Below are 11988 nucleotides of genomic sequence, written 5' to 3'. Positions count from 1 at the left end.
CGAGGCTACGGGCCCAGGGTCAAGGCCCGGTAACGATTTAGACAAGCGGCGCTTGAGGATTCGGCGTGACCGGCGCGTTCGGTACCGGGACGTTGCCGGGCGCCGACGGGCCGGAACCCGGCGTCTGCGGGTATCCGGGCGCCTGCGGGCCATAATCGGGTGTTTGAGGAGCGTATTGGGGCCCGTAGCCGGGCACCTGCGGGTTGGACCCGGCCATCAGCTTGGACGCGACGAAGGCCGCCGCCTGCGTGGTGTACGCGGGCACGTAACCCTCGGTGTGGCCACTCCACTCGTTGCCCTGACCGGCGTGGCAGATCGGGTCTTGCGGATTGCACAAGTCGATGGCCTTGGACCCGAGCAGCGCGCTCTGGGCCGGCAGCGTGCCGCCGGCGCGGTCGGCGATGTCACCGAAGGTGGCGACGGCCACGATGTTGCTGGCGTATTGCGGCGGCAGCGAATTGCCCCAGTTGATGCCGCCGATGGGAACGCCGGCCACGATGTCCATCACCGAGGCGCCCTGGGAGTAGCCGCCCAGCACGATCTTGGTGTTCGGGCACGTCTCCACGCTCTTCTTGACGCGGTCGATGGTGTCGTTGGCGCCGTCACCGCCGTGCAGCTGCAGCTTGCTGGCCGCGTAGTTGACCCCGTAGGGCAGAATGTTCAGGCCGGTCTGCTGGCGCAGCGAGTCGACGAACGCGTCGCCAACCCGGCCGAGGCCGGGCGGCTCGTTGGTGCCGCGGGCGAAGATGACCTCGACGTCCGGGCAGTCGAAGGCGGAGGCGACCGGCGTCGCCGTCGGGGACAGGAGCAGGCCGGTGGCGGTGAGCACTGCGGAAACCCCCGGGCCCACCCAGCGACCTATGCGGTGGGAAGACACGCCGAAATTTTACCCGCAACCAGCGCGAACCCAAATTCGGTCACCTGTGGATAACGGTCGCGGCCGCCGTCTACCTGCGGCTTAACTGGAGCGGGGAGACGGATTCCACAAATTTGCCGAGGGTATTTTGGACCGTTCACAGCCGCGCCGGCCAACGACCCGGCTACAGGTCAGCGGTTACCGATTCCTGCTGCGCCGCCTCGAGTGTGCGTTGCTGGGCCGGGACATCTACGCCGCGAACGCATCGCTGCGGGCGCAGTCGGCGGCGCTCGGGGCCGGGTGCGTTCTGGCGGCCATCGGGGTGGCGGGATGCGCGTTGCTGGGTGTGCTGCGGCCGCAAGCGGATCTGGGACAGGCCGGAATCGTCATGGGCCAACAATCCGGGGCCTTGTATGTGCGGGTGGGCGACGCCTGGCATCCGGTGCTGAACTTGGCGTCGGCGCGGCTGATCGCGGCGACCGCCGCGAACCCGCAACCGGTTCCGGAGTTCGATTTGGCGCGTACCAGGCGCGGTCCGTCGCTCGGTATTCCGGGCGCGCCACAGTCGATCGGCGCGCCGCTGCGAGCGGACGAATCGGCGTGGACGATCTGCGATACCGACGGGAGCGGCGCGACGACCGTCGTCGTAGGGCCCACCGCAGGCTCGGCGGTCCACCGCCTGGCTTTCGACCATGCGATCCTGGTCGCGCCGCCGTCGGGCTCGCCGGCCTACCTGCTCTTCGACGGGCAGCGCGCGGTGACGGATCTTTCCGATGCCGCGGTGGTGCGGGCACTCCGGCTGGAGGGCCACGCGCCGCGACACGTTTCGCAGGCGTTGCTCAACGCGGTGCCCGAGGGTCCGCCGCTACGCGCCCCGCGGATTCGCGGGCTGGGCACCGCCGCGATCGGGCTGCCCGGGTTCTCGGTCGGCAGCGTGTTGCGCATCGCGCGCGGCGATGCCGACGAGTACTACGTCGTCTTGCCCGCCGGGGTCCAGCGCATCGGGCGCGTCGCCGCCGACCTCCTGCGCTTCAGCGATTCGCAGGGCACCGCCAACGCCATCACCGTGGCACCCGACGCCATCCGCGCCGCGGCGGTAGCGAACGTGCTGCCGGTGGCCGGGTTCCCCGACCGGGCACCGGAACTCGACGTTGGCAGCACCTTGTGCGTCACGTCGCGGCCCGCGCCGGCCGGAGATTTCGACACCGCGTTCCTGATCGGTGCCGCGCTGCCGGTGGCGGCCGGTCGGACGCCGGTGACCCTGTCTCAGGCCGACGGCCGCGGGCCCGCACTGGACGGGGTGTTCCTGCCGCCCGGCCGGAGCGCCTATGTGCGGGGCGGTAACCGAACCGGCACGCGTTACCTCGTCACCGACACCGGGGTGCGGTTTGCCATCCACGACGACGACGCCGCGCGCGCTCTCGGCCTTCCGGCGCCGCTCGTGGCGCCGTGGCCCGTGTTGGCGGCCCTGCCGTCCGGACCGGAATTGAGCAGGCAGGCCGCGTCAGTCGCCCGTGACGCGGTTGGCGGGGGCCCGTAACCGTCCGGCCGCCAGGAGTGCCGCCAGCGCGACGAGGCAGCCGGCCGCGCCCCGCAGTGCGATGTCACGGGCGTGCCGATCTGGCGGTGCCGGTGACGGCGGCGCGACGATCGGCACGGGCGCCGGTGTCGGCCCGCTGGTTTCGGGCGGGCTGGAGTCGGTGCTCACCGCGGCCAGCGCATCGACGGTGCCGTTGCCGACGAGCGGATCCCACCCGGCGGGCGGGTGGTGCGCGGTCGACTCGATGCGCTGCATCACCTGTCGCGCGGTGAACGCGGGGAAGCGGGACCGGATCAGCGCGGCCAGCCCGCTGACGACCGGCGCCGCGTAGCTGGTGCCCGAAACCGGTTGTGCGCCCAGCGCAGTCACGGCCTCGCCGGTGGCGGCGACATCGACCCAGGGGCCGGCAAGGGTGAACTCCGACGGCGTCCCGTCGGCGTTGACGGAACCGACGGTCAGCACGTAATCGTCATACCAGGCCGGGCTGACCACGACGGTGGCCGTCTGCCAGGTCGCGTCGGACCGCTGACGCGGGCACTGGGCGGTGCCGCCGCTGTTGCCGGCCGCGGCCACGACGACGGCATTCTTGACGTCGACCGCATAGGCCAGGGCGGCTCCCAGCGCCCGATCGTCGAGCGTCGAGCCGACCGGAACGCAGGCAACCGAGGAGATGTTGATCACCGACGCGCCGAGGTCGGCGGCGGTGCGGACGGCCTTGGCCATGGTGTCCACATCGCCGACCCCGGTGCGCGAACGGTCGCCTCTGGGGGCGAATTTCGAACTGGACTGGCGGATGCTGATCACGGTGGCTTCAGGAGCCACCCCGGCGGAGCCGTCGGGCTTGGGATCGGCCGCGGCGGCGATGATTCCGGCCACCAGGGTGCCGTGCGCGTCGCAGTCCTGGGTGCCGTCGCCGGTCGACACGTAGTCGCCGCCGGGCAACACGTCGGGCAGCCTCGGGTGCGGTGAGACACCGGTGTCGATGACCGCGACCCGTTGTCCCGCGCCGCGCGTGAGTTGCCAGACCCGGCGCAGGTCGCCGACACCTGGCAGCCGACCGCCGCCGCTTGTCGGGTCCGTGATCATCGCCGCGCAACTCTCGCGTTGCAGGGTCGGCCACGGCGGTGCGGGCGAGGCCGGCTTGGGCAGCCACGTGTCGTCGATGCTCGGCGGCGAAACCGCCTGCGCGGTCGGGGTTCCCAGGTGGGGTAGCGCTGCCAGTGCCGACACCGCCAAGAGCCGCGCGGCGCGTGACGCGTTCACGTGAGGTTCAAGCCGCGGGCGGCCCCGTAGAGGCCGCACACCCAGCACGTGATGGGCGCCAACGCGACCAGGGCCGCACCCTCCAGCACGTCGACGACGCGGCGCAGCACAGGTGACGGCGACGCCGCCGACGCAGCGAAGCCCAAGCACATCGCCGCGCCGGCCAGCGCTGCCGTGATCGTCGCCGTCGATGCCCCGCTTGGAACGGCGACGGCGAAGGCGGCGAAAGTCGTTGCGATAATCGCGGTTCCGCACGCGGCGAACACCGGACCGACCCTGCCGTCGCCGCGACGAGCGCGCAGGATCAGCAACGCGCCCGCGAGCGCGCCGAAAGCAATGCGGGCCGGCCCCGGCGCGCCCGCGAGCACGGTCACGGCGGCGCCCACCGAGGCCCCGCACCCGAACGCGACGAGCAGGCTGGTCAACCATGTGTAGGCGCGGATCGCCCTGGCGTCCAGGTCCGGTGCGGGTGGCGGCTGCGGCGCTAGCCTTGCCAGCGCGAGCGATAACCGCGCCGCCACGCCGAGCAGGCCGAGGCACACGAGCGCGGATACCGAGCCGACGGCCTGCGGCGGTGCGGCGGTGATCACACCGACAAATGCCGCGGCCGCCACGAGCGTCGCGACGCACCCGAGGGCGATCAAGGTGACCGCGCCGCAGCCAGATACGCGCAGCGCCAGGACCGAGGTCACCGCCGCCGACATCGCCCCCAGCACCACGTTGGGAAGACCGGGGACACCGGGCACCGCGAGGTAGCCGGCGACCGCGCTGAAAGCGGTGGCGATCAGGCTCAGCGTGAGCCCGGCCAACGCATCCCCATACGTGCGGTGCGCAACCCCCGCACAGAGGAGGGCCACCAGACCGGCGGACACCGTGACGCCGACGGCGGCGCCGGTGGCGTTGGCGGTGAACGCGTTTCGGACGAGCGTCAGCCCGCCGATACCGGTCAGCACGCCCGCCGCGATCGCGCCGGTCAGGCGGGGCGCGGGCCGCAAGCCGCTCTGAGGGTGGGCCGTTGAGTCCCGCAGCGCAGCCACCGCCTCCGCCACGTCCTCGTAACGCGGAGCGGGCGGCGGCGTGGCGCACTCGGTCAGAACCAGCACCTCACCGTCTCGGATGCCGTGCTGCGCCAACGTCGCCGATGCGCTCAGCGCGGCCGCGCCGGGCCGGGCCAATCGGTAACGCCTCGCCTCAGACCCGTCCGAACCGGAGTCGCCGCGCCCGTCGAGGAGGTCGATGATCGACGGCACGAGGACGGCGACCGGCACGCCCGCGGGCAGGGCCACGTCGACGGCGGCGGTGCCGGCGTGGACCGACACCCGGCGCAGCCCCCGATCGGTCCCCGGCAACGATGCCTCCTTCCGTCGGATGGCACGGTAACCGGTTTCCCCGTCGCGCGGGATCCGGCTATCCACAGCCGACTTGCAGCCGATTTCGGGTACTGCATACCGTCGCCCCAACGGTGGGGAGGTGCCGCGATGACTCAGTGTTTCGTGCCCGTGGCGCGGCGGCCGGCGCCGGCGGTCGGGCCCGTCGATATCGTCATCGACGCGCCGCCAGGTCTGCCGCCGCCACGATCACCGGGATGGCTACCCGTGGTGGTGTCGGTGGCGGGCCTCGGCGTTATGGCGGCGGCCTTCTACTCGGGGTCGACGGTCACTCGCAACCCGGCGCTTGCGGCATTTCCGGCCATGACGCTCGTTTCCATGGCGGTGTCGGTGGCCGCCGGGCGTCGCCAACGGCAGGGACGAGGCATCGACGCCGACCGCTTAGACTACCTCTGGTACCTGAGCCGGCTCCGCCTCACCGCAACCGAAATCGCTGTGGCACAACGCCGGTCGCTGATCCGCAGCCATCCGGACCCCGACACGCTGTGGACGTTGATCGGCGGCGCGCGAATGTGGGAGCGCAGCGCGTCCGACCCCGACTTCTGCCTCGCCCGCGTCGGCGTCGGAAGCCCGCCGCTGCCCACCCGGTTGGTCGCCCCGCAGCCCACGTCCCATGAGCCCCCGGATCCCGTCGCCGCCACGGCCCTGAGTCGCTTCCTCCGAGCGCATTCGACGGTGGCGGACGCGCCCGTCGCAATCGGCCTGCCCAGCGGCGGAACGGTCACGATCGACGGCGATGCGACCTCGGTGCGCGCACTGTTGCGTGCGATGATCTGCCAGCTCGCCGTCCTGCACCCGCCGGATCAATTGCTGATCGTCGGGGCGGTAGGCGACGCGAATCGAGAGCACTGGGACTGGCTGAAGTGGTTGCCGCACAATCAACATCCGGCCGCCACGGACGCGGTGGGTTCCGCCCGGATGGTGTATCGAAGTCCGGCGGAGGTCCGGCGCGCCCTCGCCGACGTGGGGCCCCACGCGATCGTCGTCGCGGACCTCGGTGGGCCTGTGACCCCCGGCGCGATCACGGGTGCCACCCTGCTCGAGGTCGGTGCTGGCGGCGACGGCATGCCGCTGACGATCCGACGCGGCGACGAGGCCGAACCGCTGCACTGTCCGGACCGGATGGACATGGTGGACACGCTGACGTGCGCCCGCCGGCTCGCGGGGTATCGGATCGGGTCAGCGCCGCACGGCCTTGGGCGGGACTCGGCGGGGCTCGGCGATCTCACCGATTTCGATCCGGCGGCGTTGTGGCGCAGCCAAGATCACCGCGATCGGCTGCGAGTTCCCATCGGGATCACGCTCGACGGCGCGCCAGTGGAACTCGATATCAAAGAGGCGGCGGAAAACGGCCTGGGCCCGCACGGGCTCTGTGTGGGCGCCACCGGCTCGGGCAAGTCGGAGCTGCTGCGCACCATCGCGCTGGGGATGATGGCCCGGAACTCGCCGGCGGCGCTCAACCTGCTGCTCATCGACTTCAAAGGGGGCGCAACGTTTCTCGATTTGGCGCGGGCGCCGCACGTCGCCGCCGTCGTCACCAATCTCGCCGACGAGGCGCCGCTGGTGGCGCGCATGCACGATGCGCTGGCCGGCGAGATGGACCGTCGGCAACGGCTGCTGCGAGCGGCGCGGTGTGCCAGCGTCGCGGCCTACGAAGACACGCGCCGGGCCGGCGGCCGCTTGGGCGCCCTGCCGACTTTGCTGATCATCGTCGACGAGTTCTCCGAAATGCTCAGCCGGCACCCCGAGTTCGCCGACATGTTCGTAGCGATCGGCAGGCTCGGCCGGTCGTTGGGCATCCACCTGCTGCTGGCCAGTCAGCGCCTCGATGAGGGCCGGCTGCGCGGCCTGGACGCCCACCTCTCCTATCGGGTCTGCCTGAAAACCCTGTCCGCCGCCGAATCACGCGCGCTTCTGGGAACGCTTGACGCATACCAACTGCCGAACACGCCCGGCGCGGGGTTCCTGCGTGCGGGCGGCGGCGAGCCGATCCGCTTCCAGGCCTCCTTTGTTTCGGGACGGGCGCCAGCTGCCACGCAGACGCCCGCGCCGACGGCGGCGGTGCGGGTATTCAGCACTCGGCCGGCCGGCGCGGTGGCGCGCACGTCCGGCCGGGATGACCCGGCCACCCGGACCGTCTTGGAAGCCGTCCTGGACCGGCTGACCGGACATGGGCCGCCCGCTCACCAAGTTTGGCTGCCACCGCTGGGAGCGGCGCCGGCCCTCGACACCCTGTTGGGCGACGCCCCAGCGGCGACGGGCGGCCTCACCGCACCGATCGGCATTGTCGACCGGCCCTTCGAGCAGTGCCGCACGCCTCTGATGGTGGAGCTGTCGGGAGCCGCGGGCAACGTGGCGATCGTGGGGGCGCCCCGATCGGGCAAGTCGACGGCACTGCGCACACTCATCACGGCGCTGGCGGCCACCCACGGCCCGGGGCGGGTGCGGTTTTACTGCCTGGACTTCGGTGGCGGAGCGCTGGGCTCGGTGCGCGCCTGGCCGCATGTGGGCGCCGTCGCCGGACGGGCCGATCCGGAGCTGGCCCGGCGCGTCGTCGCGGAGTTGGAATCCATTGTCCGCCAGCGGGAGCACCGTCAAGGCCGCGCGGCGCCGGACAGCGATCCTTTCCCCGACGTCTTCCTCGTCGTCGACGGATGGGCGAGCCTGCGGCAGGACTTCGAGGAACTCGAGGCGCCGATCGCCGCTCTTGCGGCACAGGGGCTTTCGTTCGGTGTGCACGTGGCGTTGTCGGCATCGCGTTGGGCCGAGATCAGGCCCTCACTCCGTGATCAGATCGGCACCCGCGTCGAGTTGCGGCTGGGCGATCCCGCGGATTCCGAGATCGACCGCAGGCGGGCGCAGCAGGTACCCCTCGACCGTCCGGGCCGCGGGCTGTCCCGCGAGGGCCTGCACATGGTCATCGCGTTGCCCACCGAGCGGATCTGTCACGGCGGAAAGGCCGCGCCGCCGATACCTTTGCTCCCCCCGCATGTCGACCACGACGTCGTCGTCCAGCGGGCGGGTCCGCAGCTCGCGGCGCGGATCCTGCTCGGCGTCCAGGAGCGCCGATTAGCCCCGGTCCCATTGGATTTCGGTCAACGTTCGCACCTGTTGATCATTGGGGACAACGGGTGTGGGAAGACGGCCACGATGCGGACCCTGTGTCGCGAGATCGTTCGGACCAAGACCGCCGCGGAAGCCCAGCTGCTGATCGTCGATTTCCGCCGCACCCTGTTGGGCGTCGTCGACTCGGAACACCTCGGCGGCTACGCCATGTCCTCGGCCGCGCTGGGCGGGCTGCTGCCGGGTCTGCTCGAAACGCTGCGGCGCCGGATGCCGCCGCCGGACGTCGGCCAGGCGCAGCTGCGCGCCGGATCGTGGTGGTCCGGGCCGGACCTCTACGTCCTGGTGGATGACTACGACCTGGTGGCAACCTCGGCGGGCAACCCGCTCGGGGCCATCGTCGAATATTTGCCGTACGCGCGGGATCTGGGATTGCACGTGGTGCTGACGCGGCGCAGCGGCGGTGTCGAGCGCGCGCTGTTCGAGCCATTGTTGGCGGGGTTGCGCGACCTCGGCTGCATGACGCTGATGATGAGCAGGCGCCCGGACGACGGCGCCTCGTTTGGTTTCGGGCGCGCGCAGCCGATGCCGGCCGGACGTGGTGTTCTGAGCACCGGCGCCGGTGACGGACAGCTCGTGCACGTGGCCTGGAGCCCGCCCCCGTGACACGCCATCGGGCGGTCATTGAGGCCGGGCCGGGCACGATCCGCCGATTGTGTTGTGGGACAGGCGAGTCCGCCGATGACGATGACGGCGAGATCGTGCGGGAGGCATTGGCCGCCGTAGACGATCGGGTGGCGCTGGTCGAGTGCCGCCCGGTCGACGTCGATTCCCTGTGGCGCGCCGCGCTGCGGTCGGTGAAATGCGCCGACTGCGCCGGCCTGCTCGTCCTGCATCCGTCGTGGTGGCCGGCGGCGCGCGTCGACCGGGTGACCCGCGCCGCCAAGGCCTTCGGGGAGGACGCGCTGGTCCGCCCCAGGTCGTGGCTGCTGGCGCGGCGACCCGAGGCCCGAACCGACGCTGGGGCAACCGTGGTGGTGGAGATCGCCGAGCGCCTCGTGGCGATCAGCGGGGCCGAGGTCGCCGCGGTACCGCGCGCTTCGGAAGCGCATTCGGTTGCCGAGGAGGTCGCCACGGTCGTCGCCGGCACGACTGGCGCGGTGATCCTGATCGACGCGCCCGGCACGGTGACCGGCGCGCCGGCCCTTGCGGCATCGATCGGTGCCGCCGTACGCGAGAGCGGCCGCGTGGCGGTCGAGATCGGAGACACCCGGCTGGCACGGTTGGCGCAGTCGGCGTCGCTGCCGGACGTGCGCGAATCGGCGGTCCGCGCAGGTGATGTTCGATCCCGCGCGCGGACGGCCGGCGGGCTTGCGGCGGCCGCCCTGGTGCTCACGGCCTTGCCGCTGGCGATCTCGGGTGGGGCGCCGCGCGGTGCCCAGGGCCTATCGCCGTCGGCCACGGTGCCGGTGGCGCCGGCGACGTTTCTGGTCGAGGGCCGCGTGGCGCTCGCGGTGCCCGCGGACTGGTCCACGCAGCGGGTGATCACCGGGCCCGGCTCAGCCCGGGTCCAGGTCACGTCCCCGTCGGATCCCGAAGTGGCGTTGCACGTTACGCAGTCGCCGGTGCCCGGCGAAACGCTGAGCGGCACCGCCGAGCGTTTGAAACGCGCGATAGACGCGGAGCCCACCGGGGTGTTCGTCGACTTCAACCCCTCGGGAAGCAGCGTGGGCCGCCCGGCGGTCACCTACCGGGAAGTGCGCGCCACACACCACGTGCGATGGACCGTGCTGCTGGACGGGCCGGTCCGGATCAGCGTCGGATGCCAGAGCCGTCCCGCGGACGAGGGGGCCGTCCGCGGGCCGTGCGAACAGGCGGTGCGGTCCGCCCACGCGATCGGTTGAGCCGAGAAGCGGACGGAACCGAATGCCGTCTGGTGCGGTCCAATCTGATATGGCGAACACATTGAGCACCGACTTCGGCCTCATGCGCTCGGTCGCGGCGACGACGGACGCGCGCAACGACGAGATCCGGGCGATGCTGCAGGCCTTCATCGGCCGCATGAACACGGTGCCGCACTCTGTGTGGGGTGGTCTCGCGGCCGCGCGGTTCAAAGACGTGGTGGATCGCTGGAATGCCGAGTCGACGCGGCTCTTCCACGTCCTGCACACGATCGCGGAGACGATCCGGCAGAACGAGGCCGTGCTGCTGGAGGCCGGCGAGAACCACGCCCACCGCATCGCCGCCGCCGGCGGAAGCCTCTAGGGGGATCGACTGTGGATCAGGCCCTGTCCTACAACTTCGGCGAAATCGAATACTCGATCCGCCAGGAAATCCATGCGACGGCTGCCCGTTTCAACGCCGCGCTGGACGAGTTGCGCTCGCAGATTGCCCCGTTGCGAGAGCTGTGGACCCGCGAGGCGGCCGCCGCGTATCAGGTGGAGCAGCTGAAGTGGCACCAGGCGGCCACGGCGTTGAACGAGATCCTGGTCGACCTGGGAAATGCGGTCCGCGACGGCGCGGAGGAGATGGCGACCGCCGACCGCCGGGCCGCCGGCGTCTGGGCAAGCTAATTGCTTCTGGCCCCTGTGTGGTCCCGGCGGTGGAGAGCCGCCGGGACCACACAGTCATTTTGACCTGCGGGGATGCGCATCGGTATGCTGCTCGGTTGGCGTGCGGTACGCCGGGGCCTCGGGTCAATGTCGGTCGCCGAGATCAAACCCCCACCGCGAACGCCTGACCGGCACCCGGCTCGACCCGGGATCCATAGCCTCGAGAACGGGGCTCGCAGAGAAAGAGTGGTAAGCGCTGTGCCCACCTACGCGCCAAAGGCGGGTGACACCACGCGGTCGTGGTATGTCATCGACGCCACGGACGTGGTGCTTGGCCGCCTTGCCGTCGCAGCAGCCAACCTGTTGCGCGGCAAGCACAAGCCGACGTTCGCGCCCAATGTCGACGGCGGTGATTTCGTCATCGTGATCAACGCCGAGAAGGTCGCCCTGTCCGGCGACAAGCTGCAGCAGAAGCTGGCCTACCGCCACTCGGGGTACCCCGGCGGCCTGCACTCGCGCACGACCGGCGAGCTGCTGGAAAAGCACCCGACCCGCGTCGTCGAGAAGGCGATCGTCGGCATGCTGCCCAAGAACAAGCTCAGCCGTCAGATCCAGCGCAAGCTCCGCGTCTACGCCGGCCCGGAGCATCCCCACACCGCTCAGCAGCCGGTTCCGTACGAGATCAAGCAGGTGGCCCAGTGACCGAAACAACCGAGGCCTCCGAGGCCTTAGAGACCACAGAGACCACAGAGGCCACAGCGACCCCGGAGGCGCCGGAGACCGCGGAGACCACCACTGAGGCTGCACCCGCCCGGCCCGCCGAGGCGTTCGTCTTCGAGCGGCCCATCCAGACCGTCGGCCGCCGCAAGGAGGCCGTGGTGCGGGTGCGCCTGGTGCCCGGCACCGGCAAGTTCGACCTCAACGGCCGCAGCCTGGAGGACTACTTCCCCAACAAGGTGCACCAGCAGCTGATCAAGGCCCCGCTGGTGACCGTCGACCGGGTGGAAAGCTTCGACGTCTTCGCCCTGCTGCACGGCGGCGGCCCGTCGGGTCAGGCCGGCGCGCTGCGCCTGGGCATCGCCCGGGCGCTGATCGTGGCCTCGCCGGACGACCGGCCCGCCCTGAAGAAGGCCGGCTTCCTCACGCGTGACCCGCGTGCCACCGAGCGCAAGAAGTACGGGCTGAAGAAGGCGCGCAAGGCGCCCCAGTACAGCAAGCGCTGATCCGCGTCCCTTTCTGGCCGCAACTTGGCAACTTTTGCACGGGTGTGCGGCGTGTCTGCGCACCCAGACGTGCGTTTTCGGTCAGAAAAGAACGGGCACGTTA

At 71.2% G+C, this 11988-nt stretch carries 10 protein-coding genes; 7 read left to right on the top strand and 3 right to left on the bottom strand.

Features of this window, described 5'->3' with window-relative positions:
• Positions 1–37: 37 nt before the first annotated feature.
• Positions 38–877: a cutinase family protein gene (locus MTAB308_RS11250; RefSeq protein ID WP_077099508.1), complete on the bottom strand. Its 840-nt coding sequence runs from the start codon at positions 875–877 to the stop codon at positions 38–40.
• Positions 878–1004: 127 nt separating this feature from the next.
• Here MTAB308_RS11250 and eccB point away from each other — a divergent pair, with 127 nt between their 5' ends.
• A complete protein-coding gene (eccB, locus tag MTAB308_RS11245; protein WP_077099507.1) occupies positions 1005–2396 on the top strand; it encodes a type VII secretion protein EccB in 1392 nt (463 codons plus the stop codon).
• Here the strand turns inward: eccB and mycP are convergent.
• Positions 2361–3659, bottom strand: coding sequence for a type VII secretion-associated serine protease mycosin (mycP, locus tag MTAB308_RS11240; RefSeq protein WP_077099505.1), 1299 nt, complete (start codon positions 3657–3659; stop codon positions 2361–2363). The genes eccB and mycP overlap by 36 nt on opposite strands.
• Positions 3656–5008, bottom strand: a complete 1353-nt coding sequence (eccD, locus tag MTAB308_RS29755; RefSeq protein ID WP_077100136.1) for a type VII secretion integral membrane protein EccD — start codon at positions 5006–5008, stop codon at positions 3656–3658. Before eccD ends, mycP begins: the two co-directional genes overlap by 4 nt.
• 129 nt (positions 5009–5137) lie before the next feature.
• On the opposite strand from eccD, the gene eccCa reads away from it, so the two are divergent.
• From eccCa to rpsI, 6 genes are all read left to right on the top strand, one after another.
• Entirely contained in the window at positions 5138–8776 is a 3639-nt protein-coding gene (eccCa, locus tag MTAB308_RS11230) for a type VII secretion protein EccCa (protein WP_077099504.1), read from the top strand.
• Positions 8773–10014: a type VII secretion-associated protein gene (locus MTAB308_RS11225; RefSeq protein ID WP_077099503.1), complete on the top strand. Its 1242-nt coding sequence runs from the start codon at positions 8773–8775 to the stop codon at positions 10012–10014. The genes eccCa and MTAB308_RS11225 overlap by 4 nt, the downstream gene beginning before the upstream one ends.
• 49 nt (positions 10015–10063) lie before the next feature.
• Positions 10064–10375: a WXG100 family type VII secretion target gene (locus tag MTAB308_RS11220; RefSeq protein WP_216823662.1), complete on the top strand. Its 312-nt coding sequence runs from the start codon at positions 10064–10066 to the stop codon at positions 10373–10375.
• A gap of 11 nt (positions 10376–10386) precedes the next feature.
• Positions 10387–10683 (top strand): WXG100 family type VII secretion target, encoded by a 297-nt coding sequence (locus MTAB308_RS11215; protein ID WP_077099501.1) that lies wholly within the window; start codon positions 10387–10389, stop codon positions 10681–10683.
• A gap of 237 nt (positions 10684–10920) precedes the next feature.
• Positions 10921–11364, top strand: coding sequence for a 50S ribosomal protein L13 (rplM, locus tag MTAB308_RS11210; RefSeq protein WP_066907613.1), 444 nt, complete (start codon positions 10921–10923; stop codon positions 11362–11364).
• Positions 11361–11885 carry a 30S ribosomal protein S9 gene (rpsI, locus tag MTAB308_RS11205; RefSeq protein ID WP_077099500.1) on the top strand — a complete coding sequence of 175 codons (525 nt, stop codon included), beginning with the start codon at positions 11361–11363 and terminating at the stop codon, positions 11883–11885. The genes rplM and rpsI overlap by 4 nt, the downstream gene beginning before the upstream one ends.
• Positions 11886–11988: the final 103 nt, after the last annotated feature.

This window comes from Mycobacterium terramassiliense (assembly GCF_900157385.1).
In the GTDB taxonomy this organism is placed as follows: Bacteria; Actinomycetota; Actinomycetes; order Mycobacteriales; family Mycobacteriaceae; genus Mycobacterium; species Mycobacterium terramassiliense.
This window is presented reverse-complemented; position numbering and strand designations above follow the sequence as displayed.

Bases quoted from the DNA above. Each gene is read 5' to 3' on its own strand.
- MTAB308_RS11220 (WP_216823662.1), top strand. From the start codon at position 10,064: ATGGCGAACACATTGAGCACCGACTTCGGCCTCATGCGCTCGGTCGCG.
- eccCa (WP_077099504.1), top strand. From the start codon at position 5,138: ATGACTCAGTGTTTCGTGCCCGTGGCGCGGCGGCCGGCGCCGGCGGTC.